At 70.6% G+C, this 20,780-nt stretch carries 13 protein-coding genes; 12 read left to right on the top strand and 1 reads right to left on the bottom strand.

The genetic code is table 11. The features are described from left to right. Window positions 1-5 precede the first annotated feature (5 nt). The 8 genes from FB559_RS39555 (at window position 6) to FB559_RS46370 (ending at window position 16,996) form a co-directional block, all read left to right on the top strand. Window positions 6-1,400, top strand: coding sequence for an NB-ARC domain-containing protein (locus FB559_RS39555; RefSeq protein WP_141962720.1), 1,395 nt, complete (start codon window positions 6-8; stop codon window positions 1,398-1,400). Between the two features lie 918 nt (window positions 1,401-2,318). Further along, complete coding sequence (locus tag FB559_RS39550; RefSeq protein WP_141962719.1) at window positions 2,319-3,314, top strand: fimbrial biogenesis chaperone; 996 nt, start codon at window positions 2,319-2,321, stop codon at window positions 3,312-3,314. Window positions 3,315-3,387: 73 nt separating this feature from the next. Next, window positions 3,388-12,426: a DUF7927 domain-containing protein gene (locus FB559_RS39545; RefSeq protein WP_141962718.1), complete on the top strand. Its 9,039-nt coding sequence runs from the start codon at window positions 3,388-3,390 to the stop codon at window positions 12,424-12,426. 37 nt (window positions 12,427-12,463) lie between these two features. Continuing rightward, on the top strand, window positions 12,464-13,006 hold the full coding sequence (locus tag FB559_RS39540) for a hypothetical protein (protein ID WP_221640665.1): 543 nt from the start codon (window positions 12,464-12,466) through the stop codon (window positions 13,004-13,006). Window positions 13,007-13,158: 152 nt separating this feature from the next. Next, on the top strand, window positions 13,159-13,737 hold the full coding sequence (locus FB559_RS39535) for a DUF11 domain-containing protein (RefSeq protein ID WP_185792689.1): 579 nt from the start codon (window positions 13,159-13,161) through the stop codon (window positions 13,735-13,737). 186 nt (window positions 13,738-13,923) lie between these two features. Beyond that, window positions 13,924-14,370: a lamin tail domain-containing protein gene (locus FB559_RS39530; protein WP_221640664.1), complete on the top strand. Its 447-nt coding sequence runs from the start codon at window positions 13,924-13,926 to the stop codon at window positions 14,368-14,370. A 45-nt stretch (window positions 14,371-14,415) separates the two neighbouring features. Further along, window positions 14,416-16,821, top strand: a complete 2,406-nt coding sequence (hrpB, locus tag FB559_RS39525) for an ATP-dependent helicase HrpB (RefSeq protein ID WP_141962716.1) — start codon at window positions 14,416-14,418, stop codon at window positions 16,819-16,821. 49 nt (window positions 16,822-16,870) lie between these two features. Continuing rightward, window positions 16,871-16,996: a hypothetical protein gene (locus tag FB559_RS46370; RefSeq protein ID WP_281286363.1), complete on the top strand. Its 126-nt coding sequence runs from the start codon at window positions 16,871-16,873 to the stop codon at window positions 16,994-16,996. On the opposite strand, the gene FB559_RS39515 is transcribed toward FB559_RS46370, so the two are convergent. Further along, window positions 16,986-17,873, bottom strand: coding sequence for a Gfo/Idh/MocA family protein (locus FB559_RS39515; RefSeq protein WP_141962715.1), 888 nt, complete (start codon window positions 17,871-17,873; stop codon window positions 16,986-16,988). The two genes, FB559_RS46370 and FB559_RS39515, sit on opposite strands and share 11 nt — an antisense overlap. A gap of 192 nt (window positions 17,874-18,065) precedes the next feature. On the opposite strand from FB559_RS39515, the gene FB559_RS39510 reads away from it, so the two are divergent. The 4 genes from FB559_RS39510 to FB559_RS39495 all read left to right on the top strand — a co-directional run bounded on the left by FB559_RS39510 (window position 18,066) and on the right by FB559_RS39495 (window position 20,765). Then, entirely contained in the window at window positions 18,066-18,353 is a 288-nt protein-coding gene (locus tag FB559_RS39510) for a PadR family transcriptional regulator (protein WP_141962714.1), read from the top strand. Window positions 18,354-18,356: 3 nt separating this feature from the next. Further along, a complete protein-coding gene (locus FB559_RS39505) occupies window positions 18,357-19,373 on the top strand; it encodes an HD domain-containing protein (RefSeq protein ID WP_141962713.1) in 1,017 nt (338 codons plus the stop codon). An 86-nt stretch (window positions 19,374-19,459) separates the two neighbouring features. Beyond that, window positions 19,460-19,975: a SigE family RNA polymerase sigma factor gene (locus FB559_RS39500; RefSeq protein ID WP_141962712.1), complete on the top strand. Its 516-nt coding sequence runs from the start codon at window positions 19,460-19,462 to the stop codon at window positions 19,973-19,975. A gap of 64 nt (window positions 19,976-20,039) precedes the next feature. Continuing rightward, on the top strand, window positions 20,040-20,765 hold the full coding sequence (locus FB559_RS39495) for a hypothetical protein (protein WP_141962711.1): 726 nt from the start codon (window positions 20,040-20,042) through the stop codon (window positions 20,763-20,765). Window positions 20,766-20,780: the final 15 nt, after the last annotated feature.

The raw sequence follows: 20,780 nt of genomic DNA, 5'->3' as shown, positions 1-20,780 counted from the left end.
GCTCGATGCCGTACGGGCTGCCGCCGGACATCGGAGACTTCACCGGCCGTAGCGGCGCCGTCGCCGACCTGGCCGATGTGCTGGTGCCCGGCCGGTCGGTGCCGGTCGCCGCCGTGAACGGCATGGGCGGCGTCGGCAAGACCGCCCTGGCCGTCCACGTCGCGCATGCCGCAGGTACGCGCTTCCGCGGTGGACGCCTCTACGCGGACCTGCGCGGGATGACCGGCCACCCCGCCGAGCCGTACGCGGTGCTCGGCGGCCTGCTGCACGCTCTCGGCCGGCGTGACGTACCCGAGACGCTGGAGGAACGCTCGGCGCTGTACCGCTCGGAGCTGACCGGGCGGCGCATGCTGGTGGTCCTGGACGACGCCCGGTGCCCGGCGCAGGTGGCGCCGCTGCTGCCCGGTGCGCCGGGATGCGCGGTCCTGGTGACGAGCCGCACCACGATGGCAGGCCTGCCCGGTGTGAGCGGGCTGGACCTCGACGTGCTCGAACCGGACGAGGCCATGACGCTGCTCACGAGCGTCGCCGGCGCGGACCGCGTCGCGGCCGAACGCGGCGCGGCCCTGGACCTGGTCGCGGCCTGCGGTTTCCTGCCGCTGGCGATCCGCTCCGCCGGTACGTGGCTGGCCGCGCGTCCCGCGTCCCCGGTCGGCGTGCTGGCACGCCGGCTGGCGCACGGACGCGTGGAGGAGCTGCCCGCGGCCGTCGCGTGTTTCCGTCCCGGCTACGAGCAGCTGGGAAGCGATGAGGCGAGGGCGTTCCGCCTGCTGGCGCTGGCCGACGGGCCCGGCTTCTCGACCGGCGCGGCGGGCGCCACACTCGGCCTGCGCCGCCAGTGCGCGGACGAACTCCTCGAGACCCTGGCCGACCTGAGCCTCCTCGAGTGCCACGCCCCGAACCGCTACCGCTTCCACGACCTGCTGCGCGTGTTCGCCCTGAACCGGACCGGCCGGCAGGGCGAGCGGGTACGCGCCCTCCGGAGACTGCTCGACCACTACCTCACGGCGGCCCGCGGCGTGGCGAAGGCGCTGGGCGAGCCGCTCCCGGCCGGCTCCCGGCCGGTGACGGAGGCTTCGCCCGGCCCCTGTCCCGGCGAGCGGTCGGTCACGGTCGAGGCGGCTCGCACCTGGCTCTTCGTGGAACAGGACGCCGTCCTCACCGCCATCGAGAACGCGGCGAGAGAGCCGGGCGGCCCTTTGACCCGGGCCGCGGAGCTGCTCCTCACCGTCGCGCCGCTCTTCGACCGGGAGTGGAGCACCCGCCGGCTGCGGAACGCCGCCCTCGCGGTCAGGAACGCCGCGTGCCGCCGCGATGACGCGTTAGCGAGGGTGTACGCGGACGTCGCGCTGCAGTCTCTCGGCCCCGCACCCGCGACGCCGCCACCGCGGCGAACCTGAGTAACGACGGGGCTCCACCGCTGTCATCCAACGGCGGCCGTCTATCCGGGAGGTCCGGCGGCGACTTCCGGGACAGGGCACCGGCCTGCCCGCTTCCGTCGCCTGACCGATGCCCACAGCAGTGCGGAGCCGGCGAGTACTGCCGCCGTTCCGCTCAGCGCGATGGTCATGACGCTGTAGCCCGTGAACGGCAGGTAGCCGTGATGGGGAGCACCGTGCCTGCGGGAGTGGGATGCTCCATGCGCCCGGCCGCGGAGCGCGCCGCGTGCCCGGCGGGGCGGGCGGGCGAACCGCGGGTTGCCGCGACTCTGATCGCCAGAGCCGAAGTGGGACGAAGCGTCGTACTCACCGCCGGACTCCACTTCGGCGGAGATGCCGTTGTCCGACCCGGAGTGCGCTCCGGCGGAGGTGCCGTCGCCTGATCCGGCGGACGGGGCTCCACCCGGGCCGTTCGGTCCCGAGCCCGGGCCCCCGGGATTGGCCGTTGCGGGAAGGACATGTATCCCCACCGAGGTGGAAGCCTGGAAGGACTCCCGCTTGTGCGCGGACGCGTGGTCATGCGCCTCTCGGTGGTGCCCGCCGGCGGCGGCCGCCGCGCTCGGCGCGGCCAACGTCAGCGTTCCCGCACACAGGACGAGCAGGATCGACAGGCGATGGCAGCGCATCGTGTACCCCCTTCAAAGAGTAAAACTTGCATCCCGAATGGGATTCCGTCGTCCTCCGGCTAACTCCGATTTACCCACTTCGTGCGTGGTCGCACCTCGGCCGGCGGCGGCCGATAGAACGCTATTCAGGTGCAATTAACCTGCGTCCGGCGTCCGAAAGAAGTGCCCGTAGGAGATAGCCGGAAGATGGCGTTTGATCGTCGTGGTGATCGGATAAATACTCGCCGTGATCATCCGGGGTGGGCGGTTTAGCATGTCGGAAATCTTCCAGTATCAGTGCGATGCTTTGACAGGATCCATGACCGATCGAGCCCGTCGTGAGATCGGCGCCATTTTGGGTATCATCTGCCTCCTATCGGCGCATATTCCGACTGCTGTCGCCACTTCTGCTCCCTCACCCGTCTTCTCGCTCGAGGTGGCTCCAACTCGGCTGGTCGTTCCGCCCGGTGCGAGCGCGGCGGCCCGGAGGTTCCAGGTAATCAATGGAGGACGAAAGCCATTTACGGTTACTGTTCAGAAGTCCGACTTCACGGCGAGTGCGAACGGTGCTCTTAGTTTCAAGCCCGATGCCCCTTATGCGGCGGCGAACTGGGTTCAGGTCACTCCGACGCATTTTGTCGTGGCGCCCGGCACGACGGCGAACGTGACATTTCGCGTCAGCATGCCGGCCGGGGCGGAACCCGGCGATCACCAACTCGCCCTGATCTTCAAGGTCCCGGCCGGCCGGAACGCGGCCAACATCAGGATCAACCGCGGAATCGCCACTCCGGTGTTCATCACCGTCCCAGGCCCGGTCAGCAGGTCGGTCGAGGTCTCGCGTGTGCGGGCACCCGGCTTCGCACTGCACGGGCCGATACTCCTCAGCACCACGGTTCACGACAGCGGCACGGTGCATCGCGACTTCCGCGGTAAGGGAAAGCTGCACGTCGATGTCGGTGGAGACAGAGTGGCGTTTCCCGACTTCACCGTGCTGCGTGATTCGACTCGTGAGATCACCGCCCGCTGGAGTCCGCCGCTGATGTGCGTCTGCCACGCCACCGTGTCGGTGCCAGGTTCCGGCGGGAGGACGAGCGCGGCCGTCCGGATCATCATCTTCCCGCTGCACCTGCTGGCGATCCTGCTCGGCGGGCTGCTGGCGCTGTTGCTGCTGGGCTGGTTCGCGCGACGCCGTTACCGGGCCAAGGTGCTCGCCGCCGCCTCAGTCCTCCACGCGGAGCAGGCCGCGAACGAAGACGACCAAGGTGTCTAGGCGTTCCCTTCCCGGTACAGGTGCGTTTCCGACGCTGTGCTGGACGCCCGCGGTCCGCCGGCGGGTCGCGCGGATGGTGCTGGCCGGTCTGCTCGGCGCCGCGCTGAGCGTACCGGTGACCGGTCTGGCGCCCCGGCCGGCGTTCGCGGTGGGCAGCACGCTGTTCAACCAGCCTTTCAAGAACAACACGCCAGATCCCGCCTACCCGGTGAACCTGCCCGCGCTGCCGGCCGCGGCGACGGGGACCAACACCGCATGCCTTTCCGCCTCCGGCAATCCCAGCGGTACCGGTCTGCACAGTTGTCCGGCCAACACCGATGCCCCCGGACTCGGGACGCTGCGCCTGACGAACACCTCGTCGTTCCAGGAGGGCGGCCTTTTCGGCGCCACCAGTGCGCCGACGTCGCAGGGACTGGACGTGACGTTCAACAGCTATCAGTACGGCGGAAACAACGCCGACGGCATGACCTTCGTGGCGGCGGCGGTGGACCCGGCCAACCCGCTGCCCCCGGCGAACATCGGTCAGCCGGGTGGCGCGCTCGGCTACTCCTCCAGCAAACAGGGGAACCTCCCCGGGCTGGCGAACGGCTATCTCGGCGTCGGGATGGACGTATTCGGGAACTTCAGCAACAGCGTCTATGAGGGAAGTGGCTGTACCGATCCGCCGTACATCAGCACCAACGGGGGAAAGGTCGCCGGGCAGGTGGTCATCCGCGGTCCGGGAACGGGCATCACCGGATACTGCGCGATCAACAGCACCGCCAGCACGACGACGTCCCCTGTGGTCCCGATGCACGGAACGACGCGGGCGAACTCTCTGGTGCCAATGGAGGTGGTCCTCAACCCGACGGCCGTGAGTCTCGTGACGGCGTCCGGCATCACCGTGGCGGCCGGTACCTACAAGGTGGTGTTCACACCCGTGGCCGGGACGCCGAGAACGCTGCAGGGGACCCTGCCGGTGGTCTCGCCGACGTTGTATCCGTCGTCGACCTGGCTGAACGCAGGTGGCATCCCCCGTCAGCTCGCCTTCGGCTGGGTGGGGTCCACCGGGTCCGTGACCGACTTCCACGAGATCGACAACGCCAAGGTCCTGAGTCTCAACCCGGTTCCGGACCTGAACGTCGTGCAGACCAGTTTCAACGGCTCGTCGCCGCAGCCGGGCGATCCGGTGACGTACTCGGTGACGCCGAGCGTCTCGGCGGGCACTGACGAGACCTCTCCGGTCTCGGTGACGGAGACGGTGCCCGCCGGCGTGGTGCCGGTCGGGGCATTCGGAACGGGCTGGGTCTGCGGTGCCCCCTCGGGACAAAGGATCACCTGTACGAACAGCAATACGCCGTTCGCCGGAGGGACGAATCTGTCCAAGATCACTGTCGTCGGCATCGTCACCGGAGGCAGCGTCACGCCGACCCTGATCCAGACGTCCTCCACCGTCACGGCCTCATCGGTCGACGCCAATCCCGGTATCGCCACGACGACGACCGCGGGCACGATCCCGGCCGCCCCGTCGGGGATCACCGTCAGCCCGGCCGGCAGCACGATCGCCGGTGGGATCGCGGTGACGGTCGGCGGAGGCAACCTCACCGGGGCGACCGCCATCGAGATCGGAACCCCCGCGGAACAGCAGGCGGGCACGCCCGTCGTGCTGCTGCCCTGCGCGTCGGGGCCGGCCACGGGTTGCTTCACCGTCAACCCCGACGGCACCCTGAGCATCTCCTCGATGCCGGCCCGTACATCGGCGGCGGCGGTGACCGTGACGGTAGTGACCTCGGGCGTCGCCGGATCGGCGGCCTATGTCTACACCGACAAACCCGCGACACCGGTGGCTCCGACGGCGACGGCGGGGGTCACGAGCGCGACGGTGACCTGGGTGGCGCCGGCGAGCAACGGGAGTCCGATCACCGGGTACATCGTGACGCCGTTCCGTGCCGGCGTCGCCCAGACACCCCAGTCCTTCGACGCCTCCACGACGACGCGGACGCTGACCGGGCTGTCGGCCGGAGCGTCGTACACGTTCACGGTGGCGGCGGTGAACGCGCTCGGCACCAGTTCGGCGAGCCCGCAGTCGAACGCGGTGATCCCGTACACCGTCCCTGGGCAGCCGGTGATCACCGCGGCCACCGCTGGTGACTCGTCGGCGACGCTGACCTGGACGGCTCCGTCCAACGGCGGGAGCGCGATCACGGGGTACACCATCACGCCCTTCATCGGCGCGGTGGCGCAGGCACCACAGACGTTCTCCGGCACCGGGACGACACAGACCGCGACCGGCCTGACCCCGGGAACCGCCTACACCTTCACCGTGACGGCACAGAACCTCGCCGGTCCTGGTCCGCCGTCGGCGCGCTCGGCGGCGGTCACTCCGAACGTCTCACCGACGCTGACGTTCGGCCCGCCGCCCGCCGGGCAGGCCGGAATCGCCTACAGCGATCAGTTGACGGTCTCCGGTGGTACGGGGCCGTACGTGTGGTCGGTCAGCGCGGGGAGTCTGCCCCCGGGCCTGACGCTGAACGCCTCGACGGGACTGCTGTCGGGTACGCCGACCACGGGCGGGAGCTATCCCTTCACCGTCAAGGTGGTCGACGCGAGCAACCAGAGCGACACCCGGGCCGCCACCGTGGTGATCGCCGCATCGCCGACGCTGGACTTCCCGCCCCCGCCTGCCGGACAGGTCGGCGTCGCCTACAGCGATCAGTTGACGGTCTCCGGTGGTACGGGGCCGTACGTGTGGTCGGTCAGCGCGGGGAGTCTGCCGCCCGGCCTGACGCTGAACGCCGCGACGGGACTGCTGTCGGGCATCCCGACCACGGGCGGGAGCTACCCCTTCACCGTCAAGGTGGTCGACGCCAACAACCAGAGCGACACCCGGGCCGTCACGCTGGTGGTGGGCGTCGGGCCGGTGGTGATCACCAAGACCGCCGACACCACCGCCGCCGCGCCCGGATCGGTGATCCACTACACGATCACCGTCCGCAACACCGGGACGAACGCGTTCACCGGAGCGAGCCTCACCGACCCGCTGACGAACGTGCTCGATGACGCCGCCTATGACAACAACGTCGCCGCGACCTCGGGGTCAGCGGGCTTTACCAGCCCGAACATCACCTGGAGCGGGAACCTCGCGGCGGGCGCGGTGGCGACGATCACGTACTCGGTGACGGTCCGACCGGTGGGGTCCGGTGACGGGATCATGTCCAACACGGTCACCTCAGCGACGCTGGGTGCCAACTGCGCTTCGGGCGGCACCGACGTGCGCTGTCAGGCGTCAGTGGACCTGCTGGCGCTGACGATCACGAAGACGGCCGATGTGGCCACCGCCACGCCGGGTGACACGGTGCATTACACGGTGAAGGTCACCAACAGCGGTCAGGCGGCCTACACGGGCGCGGCGTTCACCGACGGGTTGTCAGGGGTGCTGGACGACGCGACGTACAACGCCGACGCCTCGGCGACCTCCGGCGGGGTCTCCTACACGGCGCCGACGCTGAGCTGGAGCGGGAACCTGGCTGCGGGCGGCGTGGCGATCATCACCTACTCGGTGACCGTGAAGTCCCCGGACGCGGGAGACAAGACCCTGACCAACACGGTGTCCTCGGCGACCGCGGGCAGCAACTGCCCGGCCGGCGGATCCGACCCCCGCTGCACGGCCACGGTCACCGCGCTGATCCCCAAGTTGACGATCACGAGTTCGGCGAATGTGTCCACGACGGTGCCGACCGGGGTGGTGCGTTACACGGTGGTGGTCACCAACACCGGCCAGACCCCGTACCTGGGAGCGAACTTCAACTTCTCGCTGGCGGGGGCGCTGGACAACGCGACGTACAACAACGACGCCACCACTACGTCAGGGGTCCTGGTATTCAACGTCGACGGGTCGGTGACCTGGACCGGTGACCTGCCGATCGGGGCGTCGGCGACGTTGACGGCGTCGGTGACGGTCAACAACCCGCCGACCGGCGGGCCGACGATGACTTCCGCGATCACCTCCACGACTCCGGGCAACAACTGCCCGGCCGGGGGAACCGATCCGGCGTGCTCCACGACCGTCACGATCCAGATTCCGCAGCTGAGCATCACCAAGACCGCGAATGTCGCGACGATCACGCCGGGCGGGACCATCACGTACACGGTGACGGCCGCCAACACCGGTCCGACTCCCTACACGGGGGCGGCGTTCAGCGACTCGCTGTCGGGCGTCCTGACCGACGCGAACTACAACAACGACGCAACGGCCAGTACGGGCTCGGTGTCCTACACGGCCCCGACTCTGTCCTGGACCGGCGACCTGCCGGTCGGGGTGACCGCGACCATCACCTACACGGTGACGATCAAGAATCCCGACCCGGGCGACAAGCACCTGGTCAACACCGTCACCTCGGCGACGCTCGGCAACAACTGCCCGGCGGGCGGCAGCGACGCGGCGTGCACTTCGCGGGTGACCGTGCTGGTGCCACAGCTGACCATCACCAAGACCGCTGCCAACCCCACGACGGTGGCGGGCGGAACCGTCTCCTACACGGTGACGGTGGCCAACACCGGGGAGACCGTGTACACGGGAGCGGCGTTCACCGACGACCTGTCCGCGGTGCTTGACGACGCGACTTACGGCAACAACGCCTCGGCCTCTTCGGGCACCGTCTCCTACACCGCCCCCACCCTGTCGTGGTCGGGGAACCTCGCGGTCGGCGCCACCGCCACCATCAGCTATTCCGTCACCGTGCACAGCCCCGACACCGGTAACGGCATCCTGGCCAACACCGCCGTCTCGAGCATCGTGGGAAGCAACTGCCCGGCGGGCGGCACCGACCCGCGGTGCGCGGCCACGGTCCGGGTCTCCCAGCTGCTCCTGCAACAGAGCTTCGCCGAGTCGAGTACGACGCCTGGGTCGGTGGTGCATCTGACCGCGACGTTCACCAACACCGGCCAGACCCCGTACGTGGGAATCAGCGTCTTCGCCGGCAGCACCGATGTCGTCGATGACGCCATCCCCAACGGAGACCAGGTCGCGTCCTCGGGCACGGTGCTGCTGAACTCCACCGGGATCACCTGGACCGGGGACATTCCCGTCGGCGGGGTCGTCACGATCACCGGCACCCTGACCGTCCGTAACCCCGACCCCGGTAACAAGGTCCTCGTCGGAACACTCGTGTCCTCGGCGCCGGGCAACAACTGTCCGGCCGGGGGGACGGACCCGCGGTGCACCGCCACCTCCAACGTGCTGCTGCCGGCCCTGTCGCTCACCAAGACCGCCGATGTGACCACCCAGACCGCCGGTGGCGTCGTCAACTACACGATCGTGATCAACAACACCGGGCAGACTCCGTACGCCGGCGCCACGGCGACCGACAGCCTGGCCGGGGTCCTGGACGACGCGACCTACAACAGTGACGCCTCCGCCACGAGCGGAACCCTGTCCTACACCAGCCCGACGCTGACCTGGACCGGGAACCTCGCGGTCGGGGCGAGTGCGACGATCACCTACTCGGTCACCGTCAACCGGCCCGACACCGGCAACAGAACGCTGACCAACAGCGTCGTCTCCACCGACGTGGGCAGTACCTGCCCGCCCAGCAGCGGCAATGCGGCCTGCAACGTGTTGGTGGCCGTGCTGACGCCGGGGCTGACCATCGCCAAGACCGCGAGTGTGCCGTTCGGGACGGCGGGTTCGGCCGTCACGTACACGATCACCGTCACCAACACAGGGCAGACCGCCTACACCCGTGCGGCCTTCAGCGACGGCCTGTCCGGAGTGCTCGACGACGCGACGTACGACAACGACGCCTCCGCGACCAGCGGCACCGTCGCGTACGCCAGTCCGAACCTGACCTGGAGCGGGAGCCTGGCGGTCGGGGCGAGTGCGACGATCACCTATTCGGTCACGGTCGCCAACCCCAGCACCGGTGACCAGAGCCTGGTCAACACCATCACCTCCGCCAACGTCGGCAGTAACTGCCTGTCGGGGTCCTCCGACACGCGATGTGCCGTGACCATCCCGGTGACCGCCTCCAGCCAGTTGACGTTCACCAAGCTCGCCGGAGGGCCCTCGACCACCCGAGGCGGAGTGGTCTCCTACACGGTCACGATCGCCAACGCGGGCGCGAGCCCGTATCTGGGGGCGACGTTCACCGACCCGCTGACCGGGGTGCTGGACGACGCCACCTACAACAACGACGCGTCCGCGACCGCCGGTACGGTCGGCTACACCGCACCGAACCTGACCTGGACCGGGAACGTGCCCGCCACCGGCTCGGTCACCGTCACCTACTCGGTCACCGTGCACGGCTCGGCGACCGGCGACGACCGCCTGGTCAACACGCTGTCCTCGCCCTCCACCGGAGGCAACTGCCCGGCCGGCGGCACCGACCCGCGCTGCACCGCGACCGTCACGGTCTCCAGCCTGACCATCGTCAGCGCTCCCGACGTGGCGACCACCACGCCGGGCGGGGTGGTGCATCTGAGCACGACCATCACCAACACCGGCAAGACCGCCTACAACGGCATCAGTGTCGTGTTCAGCGCCCCCACTCTGCCCGCCGACGCCACGCCCAACGGGGACCAGAGCGCCACCTCAGGCGTGCTGTCGATCGGGGCCGGGGGACTGACCTGGACTGGGAACGTCCCGGTCGGGAGCACCGTCACCGTGACCTCCTCCTTCACCGTCAACAATCCCGACACGGGCAGCCGCCACATCGTGACGACGAGCATCTCCAACGCCCCCGGCAGCAACTGCCCGACCGGGAGCGGCGATTCGCGTTGCAGCGCCGTCGTCGACGTGCTGGTCCCCGCCCTGACCATCCTCAAGACCGCGAGCGCGTCCGCGACGGTGCCCGGTGGCACGGTCGGTTACACGATCACGGTCCACAACACCGGGCAGACCCCCTACACCGGAGTCTCGGTTCTGGACCCGCTGTCCGGTGTGATCGACGAGGCCGCGTACGACAACGACGGGGCAGCGTCCGCCGGTGTCGTCTCCTACACGGCCCCGAACCTGACCTGGACCGGTGACGTCGCGGTCGGCGCGACCGTGACCATTACCTACTCGGTCACCGTCGCCAACCCGGCCACCGGCGGGAAACTCCTCGCCAACACCGTCTCCTCCACCGCGGAGGGCAGCACCTGCGCACCATCCGGCAGCACCGCCGCCTGCACCGCGCTCGTCGCGATTCTGACCCCCGCGCTCACCCTCACCAAGACCACGGACACCGCGACGACCACGCCCGGCTCAACCGTGCACTACACCGTCACCGCCACCAACAGCGGCCAGACGCCGTACGCCGCCGCGACGTTCACCGACACGCTGACCGGTGTGCTGGACGACGCGGCGTACGACAACGACGCCTCGGCCAGCACCGGTACGGTCGGCTACGCCGCACCGAACCTGACCTGGACCGGCGCCCTGAACCCGGGCGCGAGCGCGACCATCACCTACTCGGTCACCGTCGGCCGGCCCGACAACGGCGACAAGACCCTGAGCAACCGGCTCACCTCGGCCACCCCCGGCAGCAACTGCCCGACCGGCGGCGCCGACCCGCGGTGCACGACCACCGTGCGGGCCTCGGTCCTGAACATCACCTCGGCCACGGACGTCTCCACCACGGTCCCGACCGGAGTGGTCCGCTACACCGTCGTGGTCACCAACACCGGCCAGACGCCGTACCTGGGAGCGAGCTTCACCTTCTCCCTCGCCGGCGCCCTGGACAACGCGACGTACGACAACGACGCCACCACCACCTCCGGAAACCTCAACTTCAACCTCGACGGGTCGGTCACCTGGACCGGTGACCTGGCCGTGGGCGCGTCGGCGACGCTGACGGCCTCGGTCACGGTCAACAACCCGCCTACCGGCGGCCCCACGATGACCAGCTCGATCACCTCCACCACCCCTGGCAACAACTGCCCGGCCGGAGGGTCGGACCCGGCCTGCACCACCACCGTCACCATTCAGATCCCGGCCCTGAGCATCGCCAAGACCGCCGACACCGCCACCGTCGCACCCGGCGGTGTCGTCAACTACACGATCACCATCGCCGACACCGGACCCACTGCCTACACCGGAGCGACCGTCACCGACTCCCTGTCCGGGGTGCTGCCCGACGCCGACTACGCCGGCGACGCGACATCGACCTCCGGCACCGTGTCCTACAGCAACCCGACCCTGACCTGGACCGGTGACCTGGCGCCCGGGACGAGCGCGACCGTCACCTATTCGATCAGGGTGAAGAACCCCGACCCGGGCGACCGGCAGCTGGTCAACATCGCCGCCTCGACCGAGCTGGGCAGCAACTGCCCGCCGGGTGGCACCGACCCCGCCTGTACGGCACGGGCGACGGTCCTGGTGCCGAAGCTGACGATCACCAAGACCGCCGACACACCCGAGGTCGTCGCGGGCGGCACCGTCCACTACACGATCACCATCGCCAACACCGGCCAGACCCCGTACACCGGAGCCACGCTCACCGACTCACTGGCCGGAGTGCTGGACGACGCCGCCTACAACAACGACGCCTCCGCCACCTCGGGCAGCGTCACCTACGCGGCACCCACGTTGTCCTGGATCGGTGACCTCGCCCTCGCGGCGACCGCGACCATCACCTACTCGGTCACCACCGCCAACCCCGGCACGGGCGATCACAGCCTCGACAACACCGCGGTCTCGTCCGTGGACGGCAGCAACTGCCCGAGCGGCGGACTCGACGACCGCTGCACGGCCACCGTCGCCGTCACCGCGCGGAGCATCGTGCTGTCCGAGCTCACCCCGGCCTTCACCCTCACCGGGATCCCGCACACCACTCCGACGCGCAACGGCGCCGTGACCATGACCGTCGCGACCAACAGTCCCAGCGGCTACAACGTCACCGTCCAGGCCGCGACCCCCAGCCTGACCTCACCGCAGACGGGCGCGGCCATCCCGATCGCGAACGTGCGCGTGCGTGAGACCGGTGCCTTCATCTTCCGCTCCCTGTCCGCGACCACTCCCGTCACCACCCACACCCAGACCACGCCGTCGGCGCTGAACGGAGACTCCCTCAGCAACGACTATCAGGTTGATATCCCCTTTGTCCCCACCGGTCGGTATTCCGGGACCCTCGATTACATAGCCACCGCTCAATAGCGGCTTATTGATAAACAGGATATAGGGGGATGCATACATGTCAGCTTCACCGAAATGGCGCGCGGCGCAGCTCGGTCTGGCGTTCGTCGGGGCGGCCACCGCCCTCACCGCGCTCGGCTACCAGACCGGGCCGGCCGTGGCGGACACGGCCTCGGATTCCACGATCGCCAACGTTCAGGTCAGTGGGGCCATCACCCTGACCGGTCTCACCGACGCGTTCACCCTGACGGGGGTGGCCGGCACCACTCCGACCACCGGCGGCAGTCCGGTCACCATGACCGTGACGACCAACAACTTCGCGGGCTACAACGTCACTGTCGTCCCGGCCGCGCTGAACCTCATCGGGGCCATCCCGGGGAACGGCGACGTCATCCCGGCCAACACCCTCGAGGTCGACGGGCCCGCCCAGGGTGGCGCGTACGCCCACCTGACCTATCCCACGCCGCTCGTCGTCGCCACCAAGGCATCGGCGTCCGCGCCGGGCGGTGACCTCATCACCAACAATTACCGTATTACGATCCCGTTCGTCCGGCCGGACACCTACACCGGAACGCTCAACTACGTGGCGACGACTCTGTGACAACGCTCTATTGAGAGGCTGCCGCGTGTCGTGAGTAGGGCCGGTGGAAAGTGGCCCGCCGGCCCCTATTCTTTGCGCAGAGTCCACTTCTCTGACGTCAGAGGTATTGATTTATGCTTTTTCGGCGAATTCGTCCGCGGATCTTTCCGGTGGTGCTGGCCGTCGCATTCACCGCGGCAGGGTCCGCGACGGCGGGTGCCGTCGCGAAGCCCAAGCAGACCTACGCACTGCGCATCGGGATCGACGACGGGCGCAAGAGTGTGCGGGCGGGGGACCGGCTCACGTATGTCACCAAGGTCAGTAACACCGGGGCCGTCAGGACCCCCGATCTGCTGCTGACGCAGACGCTGGTTCCGGGCCTTGAGCTGATCTCCTCGACCCCGAAGGGCGCGCGCTCCGGGGATCGGATCACCTGGACCAGAGCGCTGCCGACCGGCGAGACGGATCAGTTCAGCGTCACGGTGGAGGTGGGCCGGCTCACGGGGCGGCCGCAGCGGCTGGCGGCCGTCGCCTGTGCCTCGGCCAAGGCCGACCGGCGGCCGATCGTCTGCGCCAGCCACCTGGACCTGCTGCGGACCACCGCGACCGAGAGTTCCGGGAGCCGGGTCGCCGGCGTGGTTCCCGATTGGGTCGTCTGGTGCGCGGTCGCGGGTGCCGGCGCGCTGCTGGCGGCCTCGGTGATGCTGTTCCGCCGGCGGCGGAAGGCTCGGAGCACTGCCGCGTCCGGCTGAGCGAGAGGCCGACGGGGGTACCCACCCGGGGTGAGCGGCGGCCGGACTCGGCGCGGCGGCCCCGCCGGACCTGACCGTGCGTTACGCAACGGTGACCACACCTCCGTAGGCGTACGCGGCCTTCCCCGCGTCTATCGCTATGTCATGTGATTTCGGGGCGTAGTGCACGGGGAGAAATACATGGGGATGACTCGCACCGTAGTGGCCGGTCTCGCGGGGGCGGCGGCTCTCACCGTGATGGCGGCGGAGCCGGCGAGCGCCGCGTCGTCGACGGTCAAGCTGTACAAGGTGGTCTACGACCCGTCGGGCACGGACACGCACGCCAACTCCCAGATCGACCGGGAGTACGTGGTGCTGAAGAACGGCGGCAAGAAGACCGTCAAACTGGCCGGCTGGACGGTCCGCGACACGAAGAAGCACGTCTATACGTTCGGTTCGTTCTCCATCAAGGCCGGTAAGTACGTCTACATCCACACCGGCCGCGGCACCGACACGAGCACGAACGTCTACCAGAACCGCGGCTGGTACGTCTGGAACAACACCGCCGACAAGGTCTCCCTGCGCACGTCCGCCGGGACCACGGTGGACACCTGCCAGTGGAAGCACAACAGCCCCGGCCACGTGAGCTGCTGAGCCCGGCGGTTCCGGGCACGCGAGCGCGTCCGGGACACTGAGGCCGTGCGTTCATTCGATCTGCCGGTGTCCGAGGCGCTGCCCGGTCTGGTCGCCGCGCTCGACTCCGGGGGGAGCGCGGTGCTGGCCGCACCGCCCGGCACCGGCAAGACCACGCTCGTGCCGCTCGTCCTCGCCGAGGGCGGGCGGCGCGTGATCGTCGCCGAGCCACGGCGGCTGGCCGCGCGCGCCGCGGCCCGGCGAATGGCGTGGATGCTCGGGGAGCCGGTGGGGGAACGCGTCGGGTACGCCATCAGGGGTGAGCGGCGGCCGGGCTCGGCGGTCGAGGTGGTCACCACGGGCGTCCTCCTGCAGCGGCTCCAGCACGATCCCGACCTGCGCGGGGACGTCGTCATTCTCGACGAGTGCCACGAACGTCACCTCGACGCCGACACCGCGCTCGCCTTCCTCCTCGACGTGCGCGCGACGCTGCGGCCCGACCTTCGCCTGGTCGCCGCGTCGGCCACCGCCGACACCGGCCCGTGGTCGCGGCTGCTGGGCGGCGCCCCGGTCCTCACGGCCGGCGCGACGGCGCATCAGGTCGAGATGGTCTGGGCTCCACCGCCCCGTCCCGTACGCCCGCCGCACGGCATGTCGGTGGATCCCGCGCTGCTCGACCACGTCGCCCTGACCGTGCGGCGCGCCCTGACCGAGGGGGACGGCGACGTGCTGTGCTTCCTGCCGGGCGTACACGAGCTGGGGCGGGTCGCCGGTGCGCTCGGCGGCCTCGACGTGCTGCAACTGCACGGGCGGGCTCCGGCCGAGGTGCAGGAGGCGGCACTCCGGCCGCGCGAGGGCGGGCCACCGAGGGTCGTGCTCGCCACCTCGGTCGCCGAGTCGTCGCTGACGGTGCCGGGAGTACGCGCGGTGGTGGACGCCGGCCTTTCCCGCGAGCCGCGCATGGACCACGCCCGTGGGCTCGGCACCCTGGTCACCGTGCGCTCGTCGCGGGCGACCGCCGGTCAGCGGGCCGGGCGTGCCGGGCGTGAGGCGCCGGGCCGGGTCTACCGCTGCTGGTCGGAGGCCGAGCACGAGAGGCTGCCCGGCCGGCCGCGGCCCGAGATCGAGCTGGCCGACCTGACCGGCTTCGCACTGCAGGCGGCGTGCTGGGGCGACCCGGACGCCGCCGGGCTGGCGCTGCTGGACCGGCCGCCCCCGGCCGCCATGCGTGCCGCCCGCGAGACTCTGCGGGCGGTCGGCGCCGTGGACGAGGAGGGCCGCGCCACCGGGCGCGGACGGAAAATGGCGCGCGTCGGTGTGCATCCGAGGCTGGCCCGCGCCCTGCTCGACGGCGCGGACCACGTCGGCGAGCGTGCCGCCGAGGTCGTGGCGCTGCTCTCCGACGACCGGCGGACCGTCGACGACCTCGTGGCGGAGTGGCGGGCGCGACGGCGCGACGGGCGGTTTCGCGAGGAGGTACGGCGCCTGCGGAGGGCGATCCCGCGCGCGGTGCCGAACCACGTACCCGACGACGAGACCGCCGCCGGGATCGTGGTCGCGCTGGCGTTCCCCGAACGCGTGGCGCGGGCACGCGACGGCGGTTACCTGATGGCGTCCGGCACCGCCGCGGAACCGGCGAGGGGATCGCGGCTGGGCGGCGCCGAGTGGCTGGCGATCGCGGTCGCGGACCGTACGCCGGGCGCGCCGTCCGCGCGGATCCGCCAGGCCGTCCCGATCGACGAGGAGACCGCGCGGCTCGCCGTGGGCGCGGTCGTCGAGGACGAGGTCGGCTGGCACGACGGCGACGTGGTGGCACGCCGGGTCGAACGCCTCGGCGCCATCGAGCTGACCGCCACCCCGCTGACCCGCCCGGACCCCGAGCGGGTACGCGCCGCCCTGCGCGAAGGGCTGCGCCGGGAAGGACTCGGCCTGCTGACCTGGACCCGCGAGGCCGAGGAGCTGCGGGCGCGGCTGGCGTTCTGCCACCGGATCCTCGGGCCGCCCTGGCCGCTGATGGACGACGACGCGCTGCTCGAGTCGCTGGACCTGTCCTCGGGCGGTGCCCGCCGGCGCGCGGACCTGAAGCGCCTCGACGTGTCCGCCGCGCTCCGCGGCCTGCTGCCGTGGAAGTGCGCGGCCCGGCTCGACGAGGTCGCGCCGGAACGCGTCACGGTGCCCAGCGGCTCGCGGATCCGGATCGACTACTCGGGCGAGCAGCCGGTGCTCGCGGCCAAGCTGCAGGAGCTGTTCGGCTGGCAGGAGGCGCCACGCGTCGCCGGCGTGCCGCTCGTCGTGCACCTGCTCTCGCCGGCCGGGCGTCCGGCCGCCGTAACGGCCGACCTGGCATCCTTCTGGCGCGAGGGCTACCGGAGCGTACGGGCCGAGCTGCGCGGCCGCTATCCCCGCCACCCCTGGCCGGAGGATCCGGCCTCGGCGGAGCCCACGCGCCGTACCAACGCCCGCCGCCGCTGACCAGGGACGGAGAGGACATGACCACGGGTTTCACGGCCGGCGAGGCGGAGTGCTGCTCGCCGCGCCGGCGCGTACGGTCGCACCGGGGGGAGTGGTCAGCGAGGAACGTGCCGGGCGCACCGACCCGTACCGCGGTGTCGCCGCACTCACCCATGTGATCGCCGTCAGGGCGTAGGGCCCTCGAGCAGTCCCTCGGCCTCGGCGAGGATCTCGACCACGCGCAGGCCGAAACGTACGTCGCAGTTGTGGGCGCGACCCGTACGCGCCGACTCGACCAGCGCGTCGATCGCACGGCCGAGGCAGGTGACCGGATCGTCGTCGCCGGCCGGCATCGTGGCGACGCCGGAATCGCCACGGAACTCCGCGCCGTGGCCCGCCGCGACCCCCGGCGCGGTCAGGCTGAGCGTCGCCGTGCTCGACGCGCCGCTCGTGTGGCGCAGGATCAGATGAACGGTGTCGCCGGGGCCGTGCGCGGCCGCCAGGACGCGTTCGACGTCCCCGAGCACCGGCAGCAGGACCGACAGGGCGTGCGGCCCGACGTCCCACAGGCCGCCCTTCTCACGCCGCCACGGCGAGTTGGCGAACGGGTTGTCGCCGCTGTCCAGCGCGCCCAGCCAGTCCGCGCGGCCGGTGAACCAGCCACCATGCCGCGCCTGCTCGCCGATCCACTGCCGTCGCCCGTCCGTGAAACGCGTGGTGAAGAAGACCACCGAGGAGATGCCCGTCCGTGCCGCCGCGTCGACGACGGCCCTCGCGTCGGTGACGTTGAGCGCGAGCGGCTTGTCCAGCAGCAGATGGCGCCCGGCGAGCGCCGCGCGCTCGGCCAGCGGAGCCTGAATCGCCGGAGGCAGGGCGATCGCGATCCCCTCGGTGTCCTTGATGAGGGCGTCCACGTCTTCGTACGGGCGGCCGCCGAAGGTGTCGGCGATGGCGGCCGCGGCCTCGGGCCTGCGTCCCCAGACACCGGCGAACTCGACCTCGGGATGATCACGCAGCGCGGGCCCGTACGCGATCTCGGCCCAAGGCCCGGTCCCCAGCAGTCCGATACGCATGCCGCCCGCCCTCCACCCGATCAACACTCGCCGGACAGCATGCTCGGTATCGGACAAAGAGGTCAAGCGCGCCGGCGTCGGCGGCGCGGGGGGAGTGTCCCGGGTCCGCCGCTCGCCGGGAGGCCGGGGTAAGGCGGATGTCGCAGGCCGGCCACTTCTGGTTCTTCCAGGGGGCTATGTAGAGTACGAGTTATGTCGAACAGGTCGGCGTCACAGCTCTTGCTGAGGACGATGCTCACGGACCCGGGACGGGAGATGTACGGCCTTGAGCTGATCGAGGCGACGGGCCTGCGCGGCGGGACGCTGTATCCGCTCGTGGCCCGGCTGGAGCGGGCCGGCCTGCTGGAGAGCGCGTGGGAGCCGCCGGCCGCGGAGGGCCTGCCCCGCCGCCGGCACTACCGGCTGACCCGGGACGGCGCGGCCTTCGCGGAGCGTACGGTTCTCCGGCCCGCCCTCCGGCTGAGCCCGGCGGGAGGGTGACACATGGACGACCGCCCCTCGCTGATCGAGCCGCTGCTGGACCGGCTGGCCGGCGTCTACTCCGGTGCCGAACTCGGCCTGGTACGGCAGGCGTACGAGGTCGCGGCCCGCCGGCACGACGGTCAGCTGCGCAAGAGCGGAGATCCGTACATCACGCATCCGGTCGCGGTCGCGACGCTCGCCGCGACCGTGGGTCTGGGCTGCCACCTGGTGTGCGCGGCCCTGCTCCATGACCTGCCGTCCGAACCCGGCTACGACCCGGCGCCGCTGCGCGCCGAGTTCGGCGACGACGTCGTGTCCCTCATCGAGGCGATAGAGGCGTCCGGGGCGGCCGTCCCGTGGGACGACCGGGTGATCACACTGAAGCTGTTGGACCGGCTGCACAACATGCGGACCATCGAGTACCTGGACGAGGACAAGCAGGTGCTCCGATCGCGGCACACCCTGGACCTGCTCGTGCCCCATGCCCAGCGGCTGGGCCACGACGTGGTCGCCGATGAGCTCCAGGCGCTCGCACGCCATCGGCTGCGCACCCTGGCGGGCACCGTCGATGGCGTGGAGAGGCCCTGGCACGTCCTCTGGCTCGGATCGATCCTGCTGCCGCGGACGGCCCGGAGGCGTTACCTGGAGGAGTGGTCCGCCGAGCTCCAGTTCCTGCCCGACCAGCGCCGCGCGGCGTTCATCCGCGAGCTCGTGAGGGGGCTGCCGAGGCTGTGCGTCGCCCTGCGCGGCTCGATCTGGTGCGACGCCCGCGCGCCGGCCGCACTCCACCGAGCCGTCGATGGCCTGGCCGGCGCCGGCCTGGCGACGTTGCGCTGGCTGCTCCGTTCGAAAGCCCGCCCCTGGGCCTTCCTGGCTCCGGCCGTCGCGTGGATCACCCTGCGGACCGCTCAGGACGACCTCGGCGACGCCCTGGCCGTCCTGATCACCATCCCCCCGGCCCTCGCCACCGGCATCAGCCGGCTACGGGACCACCTCGGCCTGACCGCGACCCATCGCGAGGATGCCGACCGGCGCTGAAGGGCCGGCCGAGGGGGAGCGGGTACTTCGGTCCGGCCGTAGAACCTTTTCGACGCCGGTTCCGTCTAGGCCGTGAGGAGGTACACATGATCCGAACGACCCGGGACCGTGAGTTCTCGGAATTCGTCGGGGCGAGCCGGGTGAGTCTGCTCCGCACCGCTTGCATGTTGACGGCGGGGGACAGGTTTCTCGCCGAGGATGTCGTCCAGACGGCGCTGGCCAGGGTGTACGTCGCCTGGCCGCGGATACGGGAGAGGGCCAGCACCGAGGCCTACGCACGCCGGGCGATCGTCTCGGCGTTCCTGGACGAGACGCGACGGCCCTGGTGGCGGCGGGAGAGCGCGACCGGCGAGTTGCCCGACGCCGCGGTGTCCGGTGACGCGTTCGGCGCCATCGACGGGCGGCTCGACGGCGGAGCGATGCGCCGGGCGCTCGCCGAGCTGCCGCCACGGATGCGTGCGGTGGTCGTGCTCCGCCACGAGCTCGATCTGAGCATCGAGGAGACCGCTTCGGCGCTGGGTTGTGCGAAGGGGACGGTCAAGAGCATGAACTCCAAGGCCCTGGACCGGCTGCGAACCGCGCTGGTCGCCGCACCGTCCTGATCCGCCCTGCCTCAAGTCGACCTGCCGACTCGGTACCGACCCGGGCCGGCCGAAAGGATTCTCGATGAACGACGTACGTGCCCTTCTCTCGGAGGCCGTCCCGGACGACCTCCGCACCGCCGACCGCTGGCCGGACGCCGAGTCCGACATCGCCCGTGGCCGTGCCCTGCTGGCGAGGCGGCGCCGCCGCCTGGCCCTCGGCGGGGGGACAGGTCTGGTCGCCGCCGGCGCCGCCGGTGCCCTGCTGCTGACGGGTCCGCTCAGCACGGCGGATCGGCCCGCCCCGGCCGCGGGCGCCTCGGCCGGCGCCTCGGTCCCGGGGGAGATCAGTGTCGCCCTGGTCGCCTACGAGGGGACGCAGCCGAAGGGCTACACCCTGAAGACCATCCCGCGGGGTTGGGAGGTCGCCACCGCCGACAACACGGCGCTGGTCCTGCACAAGATCGGTACCCCGAAGAGCGGCACTTTCGAGGACAAGATCCTCGTCGAGGGTGACCTCAACCCGTTCCCGAAGTCCGGGGACCAGGCGGTCGAGGTCAATGGGGCCAAGGGCTGGTTCTTCAGCCACAAGAGCGCGGACGACTCGGCCACTCTGATCTTCCAGACCGGTCAGCAGCGGCCGGTCGACCGGACACCCGGGAAGGCGAACCCGAGTAACCCCAAGCTCGCCATGACCCGGCTGGACGTCATGGTGCAGTTGCCGCATTCGCTCAACTGGAACGTCACGACCATGGTGAAGTTCGCCTCGGGTATCACGGTGGCGGATGGCGCCGGTGGCGCCGTCGGGTGACGTGTACGCCCTTCG

The sequence above is a fragment of the Actinoallomurus bryophytorum genome (genome assembly GCF_006716425.1).
GTDB classification, from domain to species: domain Bacteria; phylum Actinomycetota; class Actinomycetes; order Streptosporangiales; family Streptosporangiaceae; genus Actinoallomurus; species Actinoallomurus bryophytorum.
The sequence above is the reverse complement of the archived record's forward strand: the minus strand, read 5'-3'. Positions and strand labels throughout refer to the sequence as shown.